Annotated in this window: 19 protein-coding genes and 1 pseudogene; 12 read left to right on the top strand and 8 right to left on the bottom strand. The window is 61.2% G+C overall.

Going from position 1 to position 21,013, the window contains the following annotated elements; all coding sequences use genetic code 11:
* The first annotated feature begins 12 nt into the window (after positions 1–12).
* Positions 13–1,581, top strand: coding sequence for a SulP family inorganic anion transporter (locus AC07OT_RS10965; protein WP_495108064.1), 1,569 nt, complete (start codon positions 13–15; stop codon positions 1,579–1,581).
* Here the strand turns inward: AC07OT_RS10965 and aroE are convergent, their stop codons facing one another.
* Both aroE and hemF read right to left on the bottom strand, forming a co-directional pair.
* Positions 1,582–2,403 (bottom strand): shikimate dehydrogenase, encoded by an 822-nt coding sequence (gene aroE, locus AC07OT_RS10960; protein ID WP_495108063.1) that lies wholly within the window; start codon positions 2,401–2,403, stop codon positions 1,582–1,584.
* Complete coding sequence (gene hemF / locus AC07OT_RS10955; protein WP_495108062.1) at positions 2,403–3,335, bottom strand: oxygen-dependent coproporphyrinogen oxidase; 933 nt, start codon at positions 3,333–3,335, stop codon at positions 2,403–2,405. Before hemF ends, aroE begins: the two co-directional genes overlap by 1 nt.
* Before the next feature lie 176 nt (positions 3,336–3,511).
* Here hemF and AC07OT_RS10950 point away from each other — a divergent pair, with 176 nt between their 5' ends.
* Positions 3,512–4,489: a quinone oxidoreductase family protein gene (locus AC07OT_RS10950; RefSeq protein ID WP_065926821.1), complete on the top strand. Its 978-nt coding sequence runs from the start codon at positions 3,512–3,514 to the stop codon at positions 4,487–4,489.
* Between the two features lie 104 nt (positions 4,490–4,593).
* Here AC07OT_RS10950 and tsaC read toward each other — a convergent pair whose 3' ends face one another.
* From tsaC to AC07OT_RS10935, 3 genes and pseudogenes are all read right to left on the bottom strand, one after another.
* Complete coding sequence (gene tsaC, locus AC07OT_RS10945) at positions 4,594–5,151, bottom strand: L-threonylcarbamoyladenylate synthase type 1 TsaC (RefSeq protein ID WP_027608149.1); 558 nt, start codon at positions 5,149–5,151, stop codon at positions 4,594–4,596.
* Positions 5,152–5,226: 75 nt separating this feature from the next.
* A complete protein-coding gene (dprA, locus tag AC07OT_RS10940) occupies positions 5,227–6,330 on the bottom strand; it encodes a DNA-processing protein DprA (protein WP_495108061.1) in 1,104 nt (367 codons plus the stop codon).
* A gap of 118 nt (positions 6,331–6,448) precedes the next feature.
* Positions 6,449–6,586 (bottom strand): annotated as a pseudogene (locus tag AC07OT_RS10935) (peptidoglycan-binding protein); the annotation flags it as partial.
* A gap of 136 nt (positions 6,587–6,722) precedes the next feature.
* Between AC07OT_RS10935 and def the strand changes: the two are divergent.
* The 5 genes from def to AC07OT_RS10910 all read left to right on the top strand — a co-directional run bounded on the left by def (position 6,723) and on the right by AC07OT_RS10910 (position 11,285).
* Positions 6,723–7,229 (top strand): peptide deformylase, encoded by a 507-nt coding sequence (gene def / locus AC07OT_RS10930; RefSeq protein WP_005783383.1) that lies wholly within the window; start codon positions 6,723–6,725, stop codon positions 7,227–7,229.
* Positions 7,230–7,298: 69 nt separating this feature from the next.
* Positions 7,299–8,252 carry a methionyl-tRNA formyltransferase gene (gene fmt / locus AC07OT_RS10925; protein WP_495108060.1) on the top strand — a complete coding sequence of 318 codons (954 nt, stop codon included), beginning with the start codon at positions 7,299–7,301 and terminating at the stop codon, positions 8,250–8,252.
* Positions 8,249–9,559 (top strand): 16S rRNA (cytosine(967)-C(5))-methyltransferase RsmB, encoded by a 1,311-nt coding sequence (rsmB, locus tag AC07OT_RS10920; RefSeq protein ID WP_495108059.1) that lies wholly within the window; start codon positions 8,249–8,251, stop codon positions 9,557–9,559. Before fmt ends, rsmB begins: the two co-directional genes overlap by 4 nt.
* A gap of 22 nt (positions 9,560–9,581) precedes the next feature.
* The gene (gene trkA, locus AC07OT_RS10915) at positions 9,582–10,955 is read left to right on the top strand and encodes a Trk system potassium transporter TrkA (protein WP_027608153.1); all 1,374 of its coding nucleotides are present in this window, start codon (positions 9,582–9,584) and stop codon (positions 10,953–10,955) included.
* 18 nt (positions 10,956–10,973) lie between these two features.
* Complete coding sequence (locus AC07OT_RS10910) at positions 10,974–11,285, top strand: tetratricopeptide repeat protein (protein ID WP_092488126.1); 312 nt, start codon at positions 10,974–10,976, stop codon at positions 11,283–11,285.
* A 55-nt stretch (positions 11,286–11,340) separates the two neighbouring features.
* Here the strand turns inward: AC07OT_RS10910 and AC07OT_RS10905 are convergent, their stop codons facing one another.
* Both AC07OT_RS10905 and AC07OT_RS10900 read right to left on the bottom strand, forming a co-directional pair.
* Positions 11,341–12,228 (bottom strand): lysophospholipid acyltransferase, encoded by an 888-nt coding sequence (locus tag AC07OT_RS10905; protein WP_092488127.1) that lies wholly within the window; start codon positions 12,226–12,228, stop codon positions 11,341–11,343.
* 40 nt (positions 12,229–12,268) lie between these two features.
* Complete coding sequence (locus AC07OT_RS10900; RefSeq protein WP_065937903.1) at positions 12,269–12,826, bottom strand: DNA-3-methyladenine glycosylase I; 558 nt, start codon at positions 12,824–12,826, stop codon at positions 12,269–12,271.
* Positions 12,827–12,907: 81 nt separating this feature from the next.
* Between AC07OT_RS10900 and glyQ the strand changes: the two genes are divergently transcribed.
* The 4 genes from glyQ (at position 12,908) to AC07OT_RS10880 (ending at position 17,304) form a co-directional block, all read left to right on the top strand.
* Positions 12,908–13,861, top strand: coding sequence for a glycine--tRNA ligase subunit alpha (gene glyQ / locus AC07OT_RS10895; protein ID WP_003187265.1), 954 nt, complete (start codon positions 12,908–12,910; stop codon positions 13,859–13,861).
* On the top strand, positions 13,858–15,912 hold the full coding sequence (gene glyS, locus AC07OT_RS10890) for a glycine--tRNA ligase subunit beta (protein ID WP_495108058.1): 2,055 nt from the start codon (positions 13,858–13,860) through the stop codon (positions 15,910–15,912). Before glyQ ends, glyS begins: the two co-directional genes overlap by 4 nt.
* A gap of 2 nt (positions 15,913–15,914) precedes the next feature.
* Entirely contained in the window at positions 15,915–16,451 is a 537-nt protein-coding gene (gene gmhB, locus AC07OT_RS10885; RefSeq protein ID WP_012721458.1) for a D-glycero-beta-D-manno-heptose 1,7-bisphosphate 7-phosphatase, read from the top strand.
* A gap of 82 nt (positions 16,452–16,533) precedes the next feature.
* The gene (locus AC07OT_RS10880; protein WP_495108057.1) at positions 16,534–17,304 is read left to right on the top strand and encodes a lysophospholipid acyltransferase family protein; all 771 of its coding nucleotides are present in this window, start codon (positions 16,534–16,536) and stop codon (positions 17,302–17,304) included.
* Positions 17,305–17,483: 179 nt separating this feature from the next.
* Here the strand turns inward: AC07OT_RS10880 and AC07OT_RS10875 are convergent, their stop codons facing one another.
* Positions 17,484–19,766, bottom strand: a complete 2,283-nt coding sequence (locus tag AC07OT_RS10875) for a CHASE2 domain-containing protein (protein ID WP_495108056.1) — start codon at positions 19,764–19,766, stop codon at positions 17,484–17,486.
* A 448-nt stretch (positions 19,767–20,214) separates the two neighbouring features.
* Between AC07OT_RS10875 and AC07OT_RS10870 the strand changes: the two genes are divergently transcribed.
* Entirely contained in the window at positions 20,215–20,940 is a 726-nt protein-coding gene (locus AC07OT_RS10870) for a response regulator transcription factor (protein WP_495108055.1), read from the top strand.
* Positions 20,941–21,013 lie beyond the last annotated feature (73 nt).

Genomic DNA, 21,013 nt, shown 5'->3' with positions numbered 1-21,013 from the left:
GCCGAGTTATAAATGCCCCGGCCCAACCGCCATACACTCTTCCCCTTCCTCAGCTGGCTCCCGCGTCAAACCCGAGCCACTGTGGGCCGGGACGCGCTGGTCGGCCTCAGCGGCGCCGTGCTCGCGCTGCCCCAGTCGATTGCCTACGCGCTGATCGCCGGTCTCCCACCGGAGTACGGTCTGTATGCCGCCATCATCCCGGTGCTGATCGCCTGCCTGTGGGGTTCATCCTGGCACCTGATCTGTGGCCCCACGGCAGCGATTTCCATCGTGCTGTACGCCAGCGTCAGCCCGTTGGCAGTGCCGGGGTCTCAGGACTACATCACCCTGATCCTGTTGCTGACATTCCTCGCCGGGGTATTCCAGTGGCTGCTGGGCATGCTGCGCTTTGGCGCGCTGGTGAACTTCGTCTCGCATTCGGTGGTGCTGGGTTTTACCCTCGGTGCCGCCGTGGTGATTGCCCTTGGGCAGCTGCCCAACCTGCTGGGCCTGGATTTACCGAGCCAGGCCACAGCGATCAATAGCCTGCTGGCGCTGATCGACCACGCCGGCGAGTGGGACCACGCCTCCCTTGCCCTTGGGCTCGGTACTTTGCTGGTGGGCGCATTGCTCAAATACCTTGTGCCTCGCTGGCCAACGCTACTGATCGCACTGACCCTGGGTAGCCTGGCAACGTGGCTATGGCCGACGATGTTCGGGCATGTGGCGCTGGTCAGTTCGTTTATCGGCAAGCTGCCACCGTTCAGCCCGTTGCCGCTGGATCCGGACATGATCCTGCGCCTGCTGCCCAGCGCCGTTGCGGTGGGCATGCTGGGGCTGGTGACCAGCCTGTCGATTGCCCGTTCGCTGTCGGCCCGTTCGCAACAATTGCTCGATGCCAACCAGGAAGTTCGCGCCCAGGGTTTATCCAATATCGTTGGCGGATTTTTCTCCGGGTATCTGTCGGCAGGGTCGTTCACCCGCTCCGGCCTCAGCTATGAGGCAGGTGCCTGTTCGCCGTTGGCCGGGGTGTTTTCCGCAGTATGGGTGGCCTTGTTTGCGCTGTTTGGCGCCGCATTGATCGCACATATTCCGATCCCGAGCATGGCCGCCAGCATCTTGCTGATTTCCTGGGGCCTGGTGGATCGTCGGGGTATTCGTGCGTTGTTCCGCGTGAGCCGCGCAGAGTTCGTAGTGATGAGCCTGACCTGTGTCGCCACCTTGTTGCTGGAGTTGCAAACGGCGATTTATGCGGGGGTGTTGGCGTCGTTGTTTTTCTACCTCAAGCGCACCTCACAGCCACGGGTACAGCAATGGCGTGATGAGGAAGAGGATGTGCTGCGCGTCGGTGGGTCGATCTTCTTTGGCGCCAGCCATTACCTGCAAGTGCGCCTGCAAAGCTTGCAGGGTGAGCGGGTGGTGATCGAGGCGCAGCAGATCAACTTTATCGACTATTCCGGGGTGGAGATGCTGCACCAGGAGGCGCGTCGTTTAAGCGGGCTGGGCCGTAGCCTGACATTGCGCCGTGCCAGGCCGCAGGTGGTGGAAGAGTTGAAAAAACTGGAGGGGGCCGATAAATGCCCCATCCAGTTTGAAGATTGATTACTGCGCCAACTGCCGGCGCAGTTCAGCCAACACCGGCGCCGAATCCGGGCGCACACCGCGCCACAGGAAGAACGCTTCGGCTGCCTGCTCCACCAGCATGCCCAGGCCATCCATCGCCACGGCTGCGCCTTGCTCACTGGCCCAACGGCAGAACGCGGTGGGTTGCTTGGCGTACATCATGTCGTAGCAAAATGTCTTGCCCGGTTCGATCAGGCTGCCGGCAATCGGCGGTACATCGCCTGACAGGCTGGCGGACGTGGCATTGATGATCACGTCCACCGGCTCACGCAGCCAGTCGAATCCACTGGCGGACACCGGGCCCAGGTCGTCGAACAGCTCGGCGAGCAATTCGGCTTTTTCCACAGTGCGGTTGGCGATGATCAACGAAGCGGGCCGTTCAGCCAGCAACGGCTCCAACGCGCCCCTTACCGCGCCACCCGCGCCCAGCAACAGGATGCGTTTGCCTTGCAGATTCAAGCCGGCGTTTACCGTCAGGTCACGCACAAGGCCGGCGCCGTCGGTGTTGTCGCCGAGCAACGTGCCGTCAGCCAGTTTGCTCAAGGTGTTCACCGCCCCGGCGCGCTGGCCCCGTTCGGTGAGGCTGTTGGCCAGGCGGTAGGCGTCTTCCTTGAACGGCACGGTGACGTTGGCACCTCGACCCTGTTGGAAAAACTCACGGGCACAGCCGGTGAAATCCTCCAGGGGCGCGAGCAAGGTGCTGTAGTCCAGTTGTTCGCCGGTCTGCTCGGCGAACATACGGTGAATCAGCGGCGATTTGCTGTGGCCGATGGGGTTGCCGAACACCACATAACGATCCATCAGACAGCCGCCTTAGGCGCCGCGACGCCCAGCCAATCGCGGTCTTGCAGGAAGTAGTCGGTGAGGCGTGCTTCTTCGCTGCCGGCCTCGGCTTTCCAGTCGTAGCTCCAGCGCACTTGGGGCGGCAGCGACATCAGGATCGACTCGGTACGGCCGCCCGATTGCAGGCCGAACAAAGTGCCACGGTCATAGACCAGGTTGAATTCCACGTAACGGCCGCGACGGAATTCCTGGAACTGGCGTTGCTGTTCGGTATAAGCGCTGGCTTTGCGACGCTGCACGATTGGCAGGTAGGCGTCGATGTAGGCATCGCCGATGGCGCGGATAAACGCGAAGCAGGTGTCGAAGTCCCACTCGTTCAAGTCATCGAAAAACAGGCCGCCGATACCACGGGGCTCGTTGCGGTGCTTGATGTGGAAGTAGGTATCGCACCAGGCCTTGTAGCGCGAGTAAACGTCCGGGCCAAACGGCGCGCAGGCCTGCTCGGCCACGCGGTGCCAGTGAATGCAGTCTTCTTCGTTGCCGTAGTAGGGCGTGAGGTCGAAGCCGCCACCGAACCACCACACCGGCTCTTCGCCTTCTTTTTCGGCGATGAAAAAACGCACGTTGGCGTGGGACGTCGGCACGTGTGGGTTGTGCGGATGAATCACCAGCGACACGCCCAGGGCTTCAAAGCCGCGACCGGCCAGCTCGGGGCGATGCGCACTGGCTGACGGTGGGAGGCCGCTGCCGAACACGTGGGAAAAGTTAACGCCGCCCTTTTCGATGACCGAGCCGTTCTCCATCACACGGGTGCGGCCGCCGCCGCCGGCAGGCCGGGTCCAGGCGTCTTCGATAAAGCGAGTGTCCGTCTCGAAGGTTTCCAGGGCGCTGCAAATGCGGTCTTGCAGGTCGAGCAGGTAGGCTTTGACAGCCTCGGTGCGAGTAGTCATGACATCACCTTGAATCGGGCAAAGCTACGCGAAGCCGTGGGGCGTCGGCGGCAAATGGGCGCACAGGATACCACTGCACTTGGACAGCACTGCACTTAGGAGCGCCGCAGTTGACGAAGATCAAGCTTAGGAGTCCGATAGGGGGCTACGCGAATTCGACCTCAGGAGAAGTGCAGATGGCCAAACGTATCCAGTTCAGCGCCCATGGCGGCCCCGACGTACTTGAATATGTGGACTACACACCGGCAGAGCCCGGCCCGCAACAGGTTCGAGTGCGTAACGAGGCGATTGGCCTGAATTTCATCGATACCTATTTCCGCAGTGGCCTTTACGCGCCGCCGGCCCTGCCATCGGGGCTGGGCGCAGAAGGCGCCGGTGTGGTTGATGCAGTGGGCAGCGAAGTCACGCAATTTAAAGTCGGTGACCGCGTGGCCTACGGCAGTGGCCCACTCGGGGCCTACAGCGAATTGCACGTGCTGCCCGCCGCCAACCTGGTGCACCTGCCGGACGACATCAGCTTCGAACAAGCCGCCGGCGCCATGCTCAAGGGCCTGACCGTGCAATACCTGCTGCGCCAGACCTATGAGCTCAAAGGTGGCGAGACCATCCTGTTCCACGCCGCCGCCGGTGGCGTGGGCTCCCTGGCCTGCCAATGGGCCAAGGCACTGGGCGTGAAGCTGATCGGTACCGTGAGCTCGCCAGAAAAAGCCGCCCTGGCCAAATCCCTCGGCGCGTGGGAAACCATCGACTACAGCAAGGAAAATGTCGCACAGCGCGTGCTGGAGTTGACTGACGGCAAAAAGGTGCCCGTGGTCTACGACGGGGTCGGCAAGGACACCTGGCTGACCTCATTGGACAGCGTGGCGCCACGTGGCCTGGTGGTGAGCTTTGGCAATGCGTCGGGCGCGGTGGATGGGGTGAACCTGGGGATACTCGCGGCCAAAGGCTCGCTGTACGTGACACGGCCGACCCTGGCGACCTACGCCAACAATCCGGCGAACTTGCAGGTGATGGCGGATGATCTGTTTTCGATGATCAAGAGCGGCAAGGTGCGCATTGATATCAACCAGCGGTATTCGCTGGCGGACGCGGCGAAGGCACAGACGGAGTTGTCGGGGCGGCGTACCACTGGGTCGACCATTCTGTTGCCTTGAGGGCCTCTTCGGGGGCAAGCCCCCTCCCACATTTGACCGTGTTGTCATGACGGACACGGTTCAAATGTGAGAGGGCGCTTGCCCGCGATGGGTGGGACGCGGTCTCAGGAAGGCCGCACCACCTCACCCGTTGCCAAATCGCGAATCAGGCTCGGGTTCTTGCGCCCACCCAGGGCACCACCCAAAACCAGATCTACCTGCCCGCGAAAGTACTGCTCCACACGAATCCGCGTGCGCGCTGCCGGGCGGCCCTGGGGGTTGGCTGAGGTGGAGATCAACGGCCCCACCAGCGCGCACAAGTCCCGTACCAGCGGATGATCGCTCACTCGCAGCGCCACCGTGTCGTGGACACCGGTGACCCATTCCGGTAACAAATCCTGATGCGGCACCAGCCACGTATTCGGTCCGGGCCAGGTGCTGGCCATACGTTCGATCCAGGTATCCGGGAAGTCTTCGAACAGAAAGTCGAACTGGCGAATATTGTCTGCCACCAGGATCAGGCCCTTGTCCACCGAACGGTTCTTGATCGCCAGCAGCCGATCCACCGCCTCTTCGTTCCAGGGATCGCAACCCAGGCCCCAGACCGCTTCGGTTGGATAGGCAATCACCGCGCCTGCGCGAATTTCTCGTGCGGCTTCCAGCACACGCCACCTGTTGACCATTGTTTACTCTCCGGACTAAAGCTCTGGGCAGTTTACCGATCTTCTTTACAAAACCTAGTTCCAAAAAACTGGCCGCTACAAAAGCTGGCCACGCGCAAGCCAGCGCCCGCTTTCGCAGATCACCAGGCCTTCAAGCTCCAACTCCGTGAGGGTCGCCAACACCTGGGCCAACGGCCGCCCACTGGCCAGCGCGAGGGCTTCGCTGGTATGGGGCGCCGCGTGCAACAGCGCCACCAACGGATGCATCACAGGCATCGGCGCCGGGCGCGACAATGCCTGCCAGCCACGCAAACCTTCGAGGATGTGTTCAATGGTTTCCACCAGCATCGCACCATCTCGGATCAACTGGTGACACCCCTTGGCCCCCGGATGATGGATGGAGCCCGGGATTGCATACACCTCGCGCCCTTGCTCGGCCGCGAGCTTGGCGGTGATCAGCGAGCCGCTGGCCATGCTGGCCTCCACCACCAGCACGCCCAAGGACAGGCCACTGATGATGCGGTTGCGCCGGGGGAAGTTACCGGCCTGGGGGGCGGCGTCCAGCGGAAACTCGGAAACCACGGCGCTGCCTTGGGCAATCATCGCCGCCGCAAGCCGTCGATGGCGCTGTGGATAAAGATTTTCCAGGCCCGTGCCGAGTACGCCGATTGTATGACCCCCCACATCCAAAGCGGCTTGATGGGCCGCACCGTCGATACCCAGTGCAAGGCCACTGGTGATGACAAAACCTGCGCTCGCCAGGCTGCGGGAAAATGCGGCAGCCGTGTCCATGCCGGGGCGGGATGCACGGCGGCTGCCGACCATCGCCAGTTGCGGTTTTTCCAGGATCCCGGGGTCGCCGGCGACAAATAAAAGCGGCGGGGCATCATCTATCTGGGCGAGCAGTGCCGGGTACTCAGGTTGGTCCCACATCAGCAAATGCTGGGCTGGACGCTCCAACCAGGCCAACGCCTCACTGGCGCCGTCGCGGATCTCATGGCTACGGCGGGCATCGGCGCTGATGGGTGACAACCCCAAGGAGCGCCACGCGCTGGCCGGGGCACCGATGGCCTTTGAAGCGCTGCCGAACGCTTCGATCAACAACCGAAAACGCTTCGGGCCTACCTCCGGCAGCCTGTGCAGGCGTAGGCGGGCTTCCAGTTCTGAAGGGGAAATTTCATTGCAGTTTGTCGAAAGCATCTGATCATCCTTGACCGGAACAAGCTGTGGATAACTCTGTTGGTAACTTATTTAGCAGGCTATTTATTGCGGTCGAGGGGCAGTCTCGAAATGGGGGGTAAAGCCCTTGGGACGTCGTAGTATTAAGAATGGGATTGTGTAACAAGAAATAGTGAATGGCCTGTTGCGTCGCTTGATCCAGCCGCGGGCCGGGCTCTGGAAGCAGGGCCATGGCGAACGGGGCCCATAGCAGCAAGACGAGTAGCGATTTCCTCATGGGGTGAATCTCCTTTATTATGTGCGTTCGCGTGAAATGCCACAGCCTTCGCGGCTTTCGGGCGTTTCACACCGGCCGTATGGGTCCATTCCCACCGCCGATTTGCCTTTACCTCACATGTGCAGCAATTACGCTTATGGCTATTTTGAACATCCTCGAATTCCCCGACTCGCGCCTGCGCACAATCGCCAAGCCGGTGGCCGTAGTGGACGACAAGGTTCGTCAGCTGGTCGATGACATGTTTGAAACAATGTATGAAGCGCCTGGTATCGGCCTCGCCGCCACCCAGGTCAACGTGCATCTGCGTGTCGTGGTCATGGACTTGTCGGAAGATCGCAGCGAACCGCGGGTGTACATCAACCCCGAGTTCGAACCGTTGACCGACGAGATGGGCGAATACCAGGAAGGCTGCCTCTCGGTACCGGAGTTCTACGAGAACGTCGAGCGCCCGCTGCGCGTGAAGATCAAGGCCCTCGACCGCGACGGCAAACCGTTCGAACTGATTGCCGAAGGCCTGCTGGCCGTGTGCATCCAGCACGAATGCGACCACCTCAACGGCAAGCTGTTTGTCGATTACCTGTCCACGCTCAAACGCGACCGGATCAAGAAGAAGCTGGAAAAAAAGCATCGCCAGCAAGCTTGATGCCCTCCTTCCAAAGGCTTGCTGCGGCAAGCCTTTTTCTTTTGTGACTGCTTTTAACCGAGACCTCCCATGACCGAGCCATTGCGCATTGTTTTTGCCGGCACGCCTGAATTTGCCGCCGAACACCTCAAGGCCCTGCTTGCCAGCCCTTATGACATCGTCGCGGTGTACACCCAGCCGGATCGCCCGGCCGGTCGCGGGCAAAAACTGATGCCGAGCCCGGTCAAGCAGTTGGCGCTTGAGCACAACATCCCCGTGCTGCAACCGCCGACCCTGCGCAACGCCGAGGCCCAGGCTGAACTGGCGGCGCTGCAACCGGACTTGCTGGTGGTGGTGGCCTACGGTTTGATCCTGCCCCAGGTCGTGCTGGATATTCCACGCCTGGGCTGTATCAACAGCCACGCCTCACTGCTGCCACGCTGGCGCGGTGCGGCGCCGATCCAACGTGCCGTGGAGGCCGGCGACAGCGAAAGCGGCGTGACCGTGATGCGCATGGAGGCGGGTTTGGACACCGGCCCGATGCTGCTCAAGGTCACTACCCCGATCACGGCCCAAGACACCGGTGGCAGCCTGCACGACCGCCTCGCCGAGATGGGCCCGCCCGCCGTGATCCAGGCCATTGCCGGTCTCGCCGCTGGCACCCTGCAAGGTGAGGTGCAGGACGACAGCCTGGCCACCTACGCCCACAAGCTGAACAAGGACGAAGCCCGCATCGACTGGAGCCGCCCGGCTGTGGAGCTGGAACGCCTGGTGCGTGCCTTCAACCCGTGGCCGATCTGCCACAGCACACTCAATGGAGAAGCCTTGAAAGTGTTGGCCGCGACCTTGGCCGACGGCAAAGGCACACCCGGTGAAATCATCGGTGCCAGTAAGGAGGGGCTGCTGGTCGCTTGCGGCGAACAGACGCTGTGCCTGACCCGTCTGCAATTGCCAGGTGGCAAGGCGCTTAATTTCAGCGATTTGTACAACAGTCGCCGTGAGAAATTTTCCCTGGGCACGATCCTCGGGGTGGCAGCCCAATGAACCCGCGTCTGGCCGCCGCCAAGGCCCTGGCCGCCGTACTCAACGGCAAGGCTTCGCTGAACAGTTCACTGCCCACGCAGTTGGACAAGGTTGAAGACCGCGATCGCGGTTTCACCCAGGACCTGGCCTTCGGCACCGCCCGCTGGCAACCACGGTTGTCGGCGCTGGCAGCCAAGCTGCTGCAAAAACCGTTCAAGGCGGCCGATGCTGATGTCGAGGCGCTGCTGCTGGTCGGTCTCTATCAGTTGCTCTACACCCGCGTGCCGGCCCACGCCGCCATCGGTGAAACCGTCGGTTGCGCCGACAAGCTGAAAAAGCCCTGGGCCAAGGCGTTGCTCAACGCGGTACTGCGCCGCGCCCAGCGCGAAAGCGAAGCGCTGCTGGTCGAGTTGGAACATGACCCGGTGGTGCGCACCGCTCACCCGCGCTGGCTGCAAAAATCCCTGAAGGCCTTCTGGCCCGAGCAATGGGAAGCCATTTGCGCGGCCAACAACGCGCACCCGCCGATGATCCTGCGGGTCAATCGCCGCCATCACCGCCGTGATGCGTACCTGCACTTGCTGACGAACGCAGGGATCAACGCCACGCCATGCGTGTACAGCAGCGACGGCATCGTGCTGGAAGCGGCCACCGACGTGCGCAGCCTGCCGGGCTTCGCCGAAGGCTGGATCAGTGTGCAGGACGAGGCCGCGCAACTGGCCGCCGACCTGCTCGACCTGGCTCCCGGTCAGCGTGTACTGGACGCCTGCTGTGCTCCAGGCGGTAAGACCTGTCACATCCTCGAAGTTGAAAAGGACCTGGCCGGTGTAGTGGCGGTCGATCTGGAAGCCAAGCGCCTGGTGCGTGTGCGGGAAAACCTCGCGCGCCTGGGCCTCAGCGCCGAACTGATCGCCGCCGACGGCCGCGACACCGCCACCTGGTGGGACGGCAAACCGTTCCAACGCATCCTGCTCGACGCGCCGTGTTCCGCCACCGGTGTGATCCGCCGTCACCCGGACATCAAGCTCACCCGCCAACCCGACGACATCGCCGCCCTGGCGGTGCTGCAAGGCGAACTGCTCGACGCACTGTGGCCGACCCTCGAAGTCGGCGGCATCCTGCTCTACGCGACCTGCTCCACCTTACCCACCGAAAACACCGAGGTGATCGAAGCCTTTCTCGCCCGCACCAGCGGCGCGCGGGAACTGGACCTCGCCACGGCCGCCGGTATCAAGCAGCCCCATGGCCGCCAGTTACTCGCGCAGGAAGGCGGGCATGATGGTTTCTACTACGCCAAACTGATCAAGATCGCCGCCGCGCGCGGCTGAACGGGTTTAAGGGAGTGACCGGATGAAAATCATCATCCTTGGAGCAGGGCAGGTTGGCGGCACACTGGCCGAACATTTGGCCAGTGAAGCCAATGACATCACCGTGGTCGACACCGATGCCGAGCGCCTGCGCAACCTGGGCGACCGCCTGGATATCCGCACCGTACAAGGCCGGGCTTCGTTTCCCACCGTGCTGCGTCAGGCGGGTGCCGACGACGCCGACATGCTGGTCGCGGTCACCAACAGCGACGAGACCAATATGGTCGCCTGCCAGGTCGCCCACACCCTGTTCCACACCCCGACCAAGATCGCCCGGGTGCGTGAAGCCGCCTATCTGACCCGCGCCGGTCTGTTTGATAACGACGCTATCCCCGTGGACGTGCTGATCAGCCCGGAACAGGTCGTCACCCACTACATCAAGCGCCTGATCGAAATCCCCGGCGCCTTGCAGGTGATCGACTTCGCCGGCGGCAAGGCGCAATTGGTGGCGGTGAAGGCCTACTACGGTGGGCCGCTGGTGGGTCAGCAGTTGCGTCAACTGCGTGAACACATGCCGAATGTGGAAACCCGCGTAGCCGCGATTTTCCGACGTGACCGGCCGATCCTGCCCCAGGGCGATACGGTGATCGAGGCCGATGACGAAGTATTCTTCATTGCTGCCAAAGCGAATATTCGTGCCGTCATGAGTGAGATGCGCCGGCTCGATGAGAGCTACAAACGCATCGTCATCGCCGGCGGCGGGCAGATCGGCGAGCGCCTGGCCGAAGCGATCGAGAGTCGCTACCAGGTGAAGATCATCGAGATGAGCCCGGCACGCTGCCGGCATTTGTCCGACACCTTGGACAGCACGGTCGTACTGCAAGGCAGTGCCTCGGACCGCGACCTGCTGATGGAAGAAAACATCGCCGACGCGGATATTTTCCTGGCCCTGACCAACGATGACGAAGCCAACATCATGTCGTCCTTGCTGGCCAAGCGGCTGGGGGCCAAGAAGGTGATGACCATCATCAACAACCCGGCCTACGTCGACCTGATCCAAGGCGGCGACATCGACATCGCGATCAGCCCGCAGTTGGCCACCATCGGCACCTTGCTTGCCCACGTGCGCCGTGGCGATATCGTCAGCGTGCACTCCCTGCGCCGGGGCGCGGCGGAGGCCATCGAAGCGATTGCCCACGGTGATTCGAAGTCGAGCAAAGTGATCGGCAAGGCCATCCGCGATATAGGCCTGCCGCCGGGCACCACCATTGGCGCAATCATTCGTGATGAGGAAGTGATCATCGCCCACGACGACACGGTGATCGCCACGGGTGACCACGTGATCCTGTTCCTGGTGGATAAAAAACATATCCGCGATGTGGAGAAGCTGTTCCACGTGGGATTGAGCTTTTTCTGATCAACCGGAGTGACCGACATGCTCGAATCCCTGGAAAAAATGCTCGCCAAGGGTGTGGATAATTCCCTACTGCGCTTTGGGCTGGGCAAGGGTTATCTGGACCTGAAGGACAATGCCAAGGCGGCGGAGCATTTGCACAAATGCGTCGAGTTCGATCCGAAGTATTCGGCGGCGTGGAAGTTGTTGGGCAAGGCGCAGCTGGGGCAGGGTGATAACGCCGCGGCGCGACAGGCGTGGGAGAAGGGCATCGAAGCGGCCCAGGCCCATGGCGACAAGCAGGCCGAGAAAGAGATGACGGTGTTCCTGAAGAAACTCGAGCGCCAGGCCTGAGCAGATCAAAAATGTGGGAGGGGCAAGCTCCCTCCCACATTTGGTCAGCAGTGGGTCAGTACCACCGTTCTTCACCCGGCGGGCGTTTCTTGAAGCGCTTCATGCTCCACATGTACTGGCTCGGGTAAGCGCCGACATAGCGCTCCACCACTTTGCTCATCGCCGCGCAGGACGTGGCGGTGTCGGTGCTGTACATGTCTTCCGGCGCCGCTTCCAGGATCACTTTGTAGCCCGAACCGTCCGGCAGCCGCAGCGCATGCAGGAACACCCCCACGGCCTTGTGGCCGGCGAGCATGTTCGGCACGAACTTGCTGGTGAGCGCCTGGGTGGCGAAGAACGGCACGAAGATCCCTGCGGACTCGGCCGGCTCCGGGTCGGCCGGAATACCCACCTGGCCGCCCTTGCGCACTTCCTTGATCACACTGAGGATGCCTTCCTTGGTGGACGCCGCCACGCGGTTACCCAGTTGTACGCGCTGCTTGCGCAGCAACTCGTCCACTGCCTTGAGCTTGGGCGGACGGTAAAAAATGATCGGTTTGCACTGGCTGCAATAGAAGTGGTTCAACACCTCCCAATTGCCCAGGTGGCTGGTGATACCGACCACGCCTTTGCCCGAGGCCAGGGCGTCGTGCAGCACTTCCAGGCCTTCGACTTCACGCACCAGGTCGATGGAGCGCTGGGCCGGCCAGATCCAGGCGCAGGCGCTTTCGGTCAGGGACTTGCCGATGTCCTTCAGGCTCTGGCCAACCAGGCGCTCGCGCGCGGCGGGGTCCATGTCCGGGAAGCATTTAGAGAGGTTGATCCGCACCGTGTCACGGGAGCGGTTGGGGGTTTTCCACATGATCCAGCCGATGGCCGTGCCGACCGCTTGAACCGCGCGCCAGGGCAATAGGGCAAACAACCGAAGAGCGCCTACCAGCAAGGCGCCTTTAAACTTTTCCACAGGTCACTCCTGATCGTGTGTGGTGCGCAAAGCCGCCATTCTAACCGGCGTTGGCCAAGTCCGCGTAACGGTCGCAGTCCTGGGTGTGGTCCATGACCATGCCCGAGGCCTGCATGAACGCGTAACAGATGGTCGGGCCGACAAAGGTGAAGCCGGCTTTCTTGAGCGCTTTGCTCATGGCTTCAGCCTCCGGCGTAATCGCCGGCACTTCGCTGCGGTCCTTGAAATGGTTGACCTTGGGCGCGCCGCCGACAAACGACCAGAGCCACCCCACCGGATCTTCAAGCGCCAGCCAGGCTGCGGCGTTGCGCCGGGTGGCGTTGAGCTTGAGGCGGTTACGCACAATGCCTGGGTCAAGCATCAGCGCTTCGATCTCGGCATCGGTCAGCTGTGCCAGACGCCGGGCATCAAAACCAAACAAGACCTTTCGATAATGCTCGCGTTTGCGTAAAACGGTGATCCAGGACAGGCCCGCCTGGAACCCTTCGAGCAAAAGCAACTCGAACAAACCCTGCGCATCGCGCAGCGGCGTTCCCCACTCCTGATCGTGATAAGCCATGTACAGCGGATCTTCAGAACACCAAAAGCAGCGTGGCATAAGGCTCCAGGGGATGGTGGCGCGGCCGAATCGGGTATACTCCCGCTCTTTAAATCGCAGCCCAAGTAACAGGTGAATTTCGTGAGCCAGCCTACGCCAGCCGTGCGTACCTTCCAAGACTTGATCCTCGCCCTCCAGCAATACTGGGCCGAGCAAGGTTGTGTGGTACTTCAGCCCTACGATATGGAAGTAGGCGCCGGCACTTTCCACACCGCTACATTCCTGCGGGCCATCGGCCCGGAAACCTGGAACGCCGCTTATGTGCAGCCCAGTCGTCGCCCGACTGACGGCCGCTACGGCGAAAACCCGAACCGCCTGCAGCACTACTATCAGTTCCAGGTAGTCCTGAAGCCGAACCCGGACAACTTCCAGGAACTGTACCTGGGCTCGCTCAAGCACGTGGGCCTCGACCCGCTGGTGCACGACATCCGTTTCGTCGAAGACAACTGGGAGTCGCCCACCCTCGGCGCCTGGGGCCTGGGCTGGGAAGTCTGGCTCAATGGCATGGAAGTCACCCAGTTCACCTACTTCCAGCAGGCCGGTGGCATCGAGTGCTACCCGGTGACCGGCGAGATCACCTACGGCCTCGAGCGCCTGGCCATGTACCTGCAGGGCGTGGATTCGGTCTACGACCTGGTGTGGGCTGACGGCCCGTTCGGCAAAGTGACCTATGGCGACGTGTTCCACCAGAACGAAGTGGAGCAATCGACCTACAACTTCGAACACGCCAATGTCGACAAGCTGTTCGAACTGTTCGACTTCTATGAAAGCGAAGCCAAGCGCCTGATCGAACTCGACCAGCCGCTGCCGTTGCCGAGCTATGAAATGGTGTTGAAGGCATCCCATACCTTCAACCTGCTGGACGCCCGTCGTGCCATCTCGGTAACCGCGCGCCAGCAATACATCCTGCGTGTACGCACCCTGGCGCGTTCCGTCGCCCAAGCCTACCTGCTGGCTCGCGCCAAGCTGGGCTTCCCGATGGCCACCCCGGACCTGCGTGATGAAGTGTTGGCTAAGCTGGAGGCTGCACAATGAGTGCTCAAGATTTCCTGGTTGAACTGGGCACCGAAGAGCTGCCACCCAAGGCACTCAATACCCTGGCCGATGCGTTCCTGGCCGGTATCGAAAAAGGCCTGCAGAGCGCCGGCCTGAAATTTGAAGCGAAAAAAGTCTACGCCGCACCGCGCCGCCTGGCCGTGTTGCTGACCGCGCTGGAAACCCAGCAGCCGGACCGCAGCATCAACCTCGACGGCCCGCCACGCCAGGCGGCTTTCGACGCCGAAGGCAACCCGACCCAAGCCGCACTGGGCTTCGCCAAGAAGTGTGGCGTCGAGCTGAGCGAGATCGACCAGAGCGGCCCGAAACTGCGTTTCAGCCAGGTCATCACAGGCAAGCCCACCGCCAGCCTGTTGCCGACCATCGTCGAAGACTCCCTGAACGACCTGCCGATTCCCAAGCGCATGCGCTGGGGCGCGCGCAAGGAAGAGTTCGTGCGCCCGACCCAGTGGCTGGTGATGCTGCTCGGTGACCAGGTCATCGATTGCACCCTCCTCGCCCAGAAAGCTGGCCGTGATTCCCGTGGCCATCGCTTCCACCATCCACAAGCGGTGCGCATCACTTCGCCGGCTAACTATGCCGCCGATCTGCGTGCTGCCTACGTGCTGGCCGATGCCAACGAGCGTCGCGAGCTGATCAGCAAGCGCACCGAAGAACTCGCCCGCCTGCAGGAAGGCACCGCCATCGTGCCGCCAAGCCTGCTCGACGAAGTGACCGCGCTGGTTGAATGGCCGGTTCCGCTGGTGTGCTCGTTCGAAGAACGTTTCCTCGATGTGCCGCAGGAAGCGCTGATCACCACCATGCAGGACAACCAGAAGTATTTCTGCCTGCTGGACGTGGACGGCAAGTTGCTGCCGCGCTTTATCACCGTGGCCAACATCGAAAGCAAGGACCCGCAGCAGATCATCGCCGGTAACGAGAAGGTCGTGCGTCCGCGCCTGACTGACGCCGAGTTCTTCTTCAAGCAAGACAAGAAGCAGAAACTCGAAGACTTCAACCTGCGCCTGCAGAACGTGGTGTTCCAGGAAAAACTCGGCAGCGTCTACGACAAGGCCGTGCGCGTTTCCAAGCTGGCGGCCTACATTGCCCCACGCATCGGCGGTGATGCCGCCTGGGCTGCGCGCGCAGGCTTGCTGTCCAAGTGCGACCTGGCCACTGAGATGGTCGGCGAGTTCCCGGAGATGCAGGGCGTTGCCGGTTACTACTACGCCCTCAACGATGGCGAGGCGGACGATGTCGCGCTGGCGCTGAACGAGCAGTACATGCCGCGTGGCGCCGGCGCCGAGCTGCCGACCACCCTGACCGGTGCGGCCGTGGCCATCGCCGACAAGCTGGATACCCTCGTCGGTATCTTCGGTATCGGCATGCTGCCTACCGGTAGCAAAGACCCGTATGCCCTGCGTCGTGCGGCCCTGGGCGTGCTGCGTATCCTGATCGACAAGAAGCTCGACCTCGACCTGACCCAGGCCGTGGTGTTTGCGGTCGGCCAGTTCGGTGGCAAGGTCAAGCAAGCCGGCCTGGCCGAGCAAGTGCTGGAGTTCGTGTTCGACCGCCTGCGTGCGCGTTATGAAGACGAAGGCGTGGACGTTTCCGTCTACCTGTCGGTACGTGCCTTGCAACCGGGTTCGGCACTGGACTTCGATCAGCGCGTACAAGCCGTACAGGCGTTCCGTAAGCTGCCGGAAGCCGACGCCCTGGCCGCTGTGAACAAGCGTGTGTCGAACCTGCTGAGCAAGGCCGAAGGCCTGGGCAACGCCGATGTCGACCCAGGCTTGTTTGCCGATGCCAAGGAGTTCTCGCTGAATTCTGCCATTGCCAAGGCAGAGAACGCGGTGAAGCCGCTGATCGCCGAACGCAATTACGCCGAAGCCCTGGCACGCCTGGCGACCTTGCGTGAGCCGGTGGATGCGTTCTTCGAAGCGGTGATGATCAATGCCGAAGATGCCGGCGTGCGGAAAAACCGCTACGCCATGCTGGCGCGCCTGCGTGGCCTGTTCGTCAACATCGCTGACATTTCGACGCTGAGCTGACCATGTTGAAACTGCTGATTCTCGATCGGGACGGGGTGATCAATTACGACTCCGACGCTTACATCAAGTCGGTGGCGGAATGGATTCCACTGCCCGGTTCGATCGAGGCCATCGCGCAGTTGAGCAAAGCCGGCTGGACGGTGGCCATCGCCACCAACCAGTCCGGCATCGCCCGCGGCTATTATGACATCGCCACCCTGGACGCCATGCACGCGCGCTTGCGCACGCTGGTGGCGGAGCAGGGCGGTGAGGTGGGGCTGGTGGTGTATTGCCCTCACGGGCCGGATGAGGGCTGCGATTGCCGCAAACCCAAGCCTGGCATGTTGAAAACCATTGCAGAACATTACAAGGTGCCCTTGGCTGGGATATGGTTCGTCGGGGACAGCCTCGGTGACCTGGAGGCGGCCAAAGCCGTCGACTCTCAGCCAGTTTTGGTAAAGACCGGGAAAGGCGAAAAGACCCAGGCGAAAAACCTGCCGGTAGGCACCTTGATTTTTGACGATCTGGCGGCGGTTGCCGCAGAACTTATCAACAACTAGCCGCCCTCGACTTCCTGGCCAAGGACTGTTCGGGAGTGCGCTTTTAACAGGCGGGCCATGTCCCGCAACGGTAAATGCCGCCATGTCGATTTTGCAGGCCATCAGAACCTTTTTCTTTTACCTGCTGCTGGGCACCAGTTCGTTTCTCTGGTGCACCCTGAGCTTTTTTATTGCGCCGTTCCTGCCGTTCAAGGCGCGCTATCGCTTTATCAACGTCTATTGGTGCCGCTGCGCGTTGTGGCTGACCAAGGTGTTCCTGAACATTCGCTTCGAGATCCAGGGCGCTGAAAACGTACCGGACCAGCCGTGCGTGATTCTGTCGAACCACCAGAGCACCTGGGAGACCTTCTTCCTCTCGGCTTACTTCTCGCCGTTGAGCCAGGTGCTCAAGCGCGAGCTGCTGTACGTGCCGTTCTTCGGCTGGGCCATGGCCATGTTGCGCCCGATCGCCATCGACCGTGACAACCCCAAGGCGGCGCTCAAGCACGTCGCCAAGAAGGGCGATGAACTGCTCAAGGATGGCGTGTGGGTGCTGATCTTCCCGGAAGGTACGCGGGTACCCTTTGGGACAGTCGGCAAGTTCTCTCGCGGCGGTACCGCATTGGCAGTCAACGCCAACCTGCCAGTGCTGCCGATTGCGCATAACGCCGGCAAGTTCTGGCCGAAGGCGGGCTGGGCAAAACGCGCAGGCACCATCACTGTGGTGATAGGCGAGCCAATGTACGCAGAAGGGGAAGGCCCACGCGCCATTGCCGCGCTGAATGACCGTGCCCAGGCATGGAATGAAGCGCAGCAGCGGGCCATGGGTTCCCTACCGCCGGAGCCGATTGTGGTGGAGACGCCGGTGGTATGAGCATCTGTGGATAACCTGTGTACGCTTTGTTGGCGAATTGGCTTTTTTTGATCCTAATAAGTTGATTTACTTAGATATTTCTAAATCCAATAAAATCGCAAAAAACGTGCATAAGTTTTTCCCGCATTAAAAAACCGGTCCTTGAGACCGGTTTTTTATGCACAGCGCAAAGGTACGTTTTAGCCGTCGTCCAGCAAGGGCAGCTGCAGACTGAAAGTGGTGCCTTTGCCCACGGCGCTTTCACACTCGATACGGCCCCCATGACGCTCCACCACCGCCTTGACCATGCTCAGTCCCAACCCCAGCCCTTCGCTGCCTTGGGCCGAGTCAAAGCGCTTGTACTGGCTGAACAGTTCAGGCAAATCCTCGGCGGCTATCCCTGGGCCCTGGTCGCTGATGCGGCATTCCAACCAGCCTTGCGCGCTGCTGTGTCGCAGCCGGACAGTGGTACCGGACGGGGAGTATTTGATCGCGTTCTCCAGCACATTGAACAATGCGCGGGTGAGCAGCGATTGATCGGCTGACACCATCCCTTCGTCGGCCTCGTCCAGATCGTGGACCAGGTGAATCCCCTTGAGCTGGGCGATCACGGCCACTTGATCAAAGGCATCCATTACCAACATGGCGAACAGCGTAGGCTCGAACTGGTAGCCATCGGCCTCAGCCCGCGCCAGTTGCACAAATGATTCGGTCAGGCTCAAGGCGCGGCGTACTTGTTGCTCTATCTGGGCGAATATCGGCGACTCACTGCCGTGCACATCCAACAGGGCGAGGATCGCCGAGTGGGGGGCGCGCAAGTCGTGGGAGAGGAAACGCAGCATGGTTTCCCGATGCTGCTGGGCCTCGCGTTCCTTGCTCAGATCAGTAAGGCTCAACAGCCATCCCAGCGCGACATCCCCTTCGGCCGGCAGCAAGGGGGCAAGTTCCATGCGCAGGCTGCGTTGATGGATATCACGAAACTCAACGAGTTCCAGTGTCGAGAGGGTGGGGCGTACGCCATTGTGCAGCGGTGGATAACCCAGGTCGGCCAGTTGCTCCAGAAGGTTATGGTTGATCAAGTCATTGCCGAACACTTCCCGGGCGATGCGGTTGGCCAACAGGACATTACCCTGGGTGTCTGTGATCAGTGTCGCCACCGGCAGGCATTCCAACCCATCGGCCATAAACCGTCGGGTGTCCCGCGTACGACTGACGGCTTGCTCCAAGGCAAAGATACGGCCCTGTAATACATCACCTTTGCTGGCGGGTGCACGACGGCGTTCGGGCAAGACTTTGGGTTCGTTATCCAGGCGCGCCAATTCCCAGCCAAAGTAGGCCAGGATCACGCTGAGACGCCGCCAGTTCCAGATCAGGTAGCTGAGCAGCAAACCGATCCAACAGGCCGCGGGCGACCACCAGTAGCCCAGGCGTAACAAGGCCGCTGAACCGAGCAAGGCCATGCACATGCACCCCAGGGTCATCCACAGCGCATAGCGTGGGCGGTAGAGCAGCAGGCCCAACAGCACCGCCACCAGGGACGTTGCCATCAGTGCGGCCAGCCAACCGGGCATGTCGACGATACTTCGACCTTGCAGCAAGCCATTGAGTACATTGGCCTGGATCTCCACACCCGCAGTCGTACCGGCCATAGGCGAGAGCGGGGTGACAAAGCGATCGCCCATGCCCGACGCTGTCGCCCCCACCAGAATCAGACGGCCCCGTAACCGCTCGGGAGGGACCTCACCGTGTAATACGCTGGCATAAGACACGCTCGGGAAGTGGGTGTCGGCAGCAATAAACGGGATACGGACGGCATGCTCCCGGTGCCAATCCTGGGTGATCGATGGCAGAGGTTCCCCGGGCATCTCGGCCGATTGCCCGCTCATCACGAAAGCCAGCCACGCTAACTGAAGCGCCGTGGCGTCGGCTGGTCCCTCGCGCATATACAGCCTTCGGACCACGCCATCGCTATCCGCCTCCACATTTATATGCCCGACACCCTTGGCACATTTGAGCAGTGACAACATTTGTGCCCCAGGCTGGCTATAGCTGGCGGAATCGTCACGAGCCAAGGGCAACAATACGTTGCCGGCGTTGCACACCGCGTCGGCCAGGCGCTTGTCATTGACCGGGTTACCGGGCTCGCTGAAGACCACATCAAACAGGATACCGGCCGGTTGCGCCGCGCTCAGGCGATCGATCAGGTCGGCGTGCACACTGCGCGGCCAGGGCCACTGGCCGAGTTTCTTCAGGCTAGGGTCATCGATTGTTACCAGCAGGATACGCGGGTCCACCGGCAGCGGTGCCAGACGACGAAGGCTGTCGTATAGCGGGTTGTTCAAGGCCAGGCCAGGACTCATCGAGAGGTAGGCAGTGATTGGCAACAGCAGCAAACCGATCCATAACCACTCACGTACCAGACCGTGGAACAGGCGCTGAGCATGGGTGGGTTGGCGCTTTTCGGCCTTTCCCCAGAGCATCATGGATCAACGCGCCTGAGTTGTTGGCGTGCGATAGAAGATGACATAGACCCCCGATTCCTCCTCAGGCGTTGCACGGCGTAAGCCGACACACGTACGTGATAGAACGACGCGTTGAGCCCAGTGAAGCTCATTTTCGACGCAGTGGAAAAAATTTCCTGCTGGATGTTCATAACGGCGGGGATTCCAAAGGGCATCCACTATCGGGGCACAGGAGTTTACGACAGCGCACGCGTCGGCTGATCCTTTTCCTTAACGCCTGGAGCCGGTATCTTTCCCACATCGGTATGGAGGACTTTCAATGGCTTATTCGCTTGTTGATCCCAGCGTACCGAGAGATCCAAGGGGTCGACGAACCTGAGCACAATTCTTCAGATTCATTGACCGGCATCTGCGCAGTACGTGCCCCTCAATACGACTGCCGTACTCTTCAAGAAGAAAGGACCCACCCATGCGTGTCGCAATACTGGATGACGAACCCGCTGAATTGCGACGGGTGGAACAGACACTGCGACAAATCCCCAGCATCGCCGAGCAACCCTGGACACTGCATTGCTTCGAACGCGGCGAAGACCTGCTGCGCCAGTTGCGTCGGGAGACCTTCGACCTGCTGATACTCGACTGGCAACTGCCCGACATCACCGGTATTGCCTTACTGCGCTGGACCCGTGAACACATGGAGTCGCCACCTGCAGTCATCATGCTCACCAGCCGTGATGCCGAAAGCGATATCGTCAGCGCATTGAACAGTGGCGCCGACGATTACGTCAGTAAACCCTTTCGGCCTAACGAACTGAAGGCACGAGTGACAGCCGTTCTACGTCGGCATGGCCTGCAGAGATCGGCAACCCCTGAAGTGCAGAGTTTCAACGACCTGACCTTCGACGACGCAGAGTTGACCGTTACGCGCGCAGGCAAACCGATCAACCTTACCGAGCGCGAATACCGCCTGGCGAGCTGCTTGTTCGCCAACTTGGCTCGGCCGCTGTCGCGCGAGTACCTTTATGAGCGGTTCTGGACCCATGAAGAAATGGTGTCCTCCCGGCCACTGGATACGCATATCTATCGGCTACGCAACAAGCTCGGGCTTACCGCTGACAGGGGCTGGCAATTGCTGACGATCTATGGGTATGGGTATCGATTGGAGAGCGTGGCGGCGGCTTCTTCTCATGGATAAAAACACGATGTTCCACGTGGAGCATTTTGCAGAAGATAATTTCCACGCAATAAAAAAGGCCAACGCTATGCGT

It is taken from the genome of Pseudomonas sp. GW821-FHT09C10 (assembly GCF_059418085.1).
This window is presented reverse-complemented; position numbering and strand designations above follow the sequence as displayed.

Bases quoted from the DNA above. Each gene is read 5' to 3' on its own strand.
- AC07OT_RS10965 (WP_495108064.1), top strand. From the start codon at position 13: ATGCCCCGGCCCAACCGCCATACACTCTTCCCCTTCCTCAGCTGGCTC.
- aroE (WP_495108063.1), bottom strand. From the start codon at position 2,403: ATGGATCGTTATGTGGTGTTCGGCAACCCCATCGGCCACAGCAAATCG.
- hemF (WP_495108062.1), bottom strand. From the start codon at position 3,335: ATGACTACTCGCACCGAGGCTGTCAAAGCCTACCTGCTCGACCTGCAA.
- AC07OT_RS10950 (WP_065926821.1), top strand. From the start codon at position 3,512: ATGGCCAAACGTATCCAGTTCAGCGCCCATGGCGGCCCCGACGTACTT.
- tsaC (WP_027608149.1), bottom strand. From the start codon at position 5,151: ATGGTCAACAGGTGGCGTGTGCTGGAAGCCGCACGAGAAATTCGCGCA.
- dprA (WP_495108061.1), bottom strand. From the start codon at position 6,330: ATGCTTTCGACAAACTGCAATGAAATTTCCCCTTCAGAACTGGAAGCC.
- def (WP_005783383.1), top strand. From the start codon at position 6,723: ATGGCTATTTTGAACATCCTCGAATTCCCCGACTCGCGCCTGCGCACA.
- fmt (WP_495108060.1), top strand. From the start codon at position 7,299: ATGACCGAGCCATTGCGCATTGTTTTTGCCGGCACGCCTGAATTTGCC.
- rsmB (WP_495108059.1), top strand. From the start codon at position 8,249: ATGAACCCGCGTCTGGCCGCCGCCAAGGCCCTGGCCGCCGTACTCAAC.
- trkA (WP_027608153.1), top strand. From the start codon at position 9,582: ATGAAAATCATCATCCTTGGAGCAGGGCAGGTTGGCGGCACACTGGCC.
- AC07OT_RS10910 (WP_092488126.1), top strand. From the start codon at position 10,974: ATGCTCGAATCCCTGGAAAAAATGCTCGCCAAGGGTGTGGATAATTCC.
- AC07OT_RS10900 (WP_065937903.1), bottom strand. From the start codon at position 12,826: ATGCCACGCTGCTTTTGGTGTTCTGAAGATCCGCTGTACATGGCTTAT.
- glyS (WP_495108058.1), top strand. From the start codon at position 13,858: ATGAGTGCTCAAGATTTCCTGGTTGAACTGGGCACCGAAGAGCTGCCA.
- gmhB (WP_012721458.1), top strand. From the start codon at position 15,915: ATGTTGAAACTGCTGATTCTCGATCGGGACGGGGTGATCAATTACGAC.
- AC07OT_RS10880 (WP_495108057.1), top strand. From the start codon at position 16,534: ATGTCGATTTTGCAGGCCATCAGAACCTTTTTCTTTTACCTGCTGCTG.
- AC07OT_RS10875 (WP_495108056.1), bottom strand. From the start codon at position 19,766: ATGATGCTCTGGGGAAAGGCCGAAAAGCGCCAACCCACCCATGCTCAG.
- AC07OT_RS10870 (WP_495108055.1), top strand. From the start codon at position 20,215: ATGCGTGTCGCAATACTGGATGACGAACCCGCTGAATTGCGACGGGTG.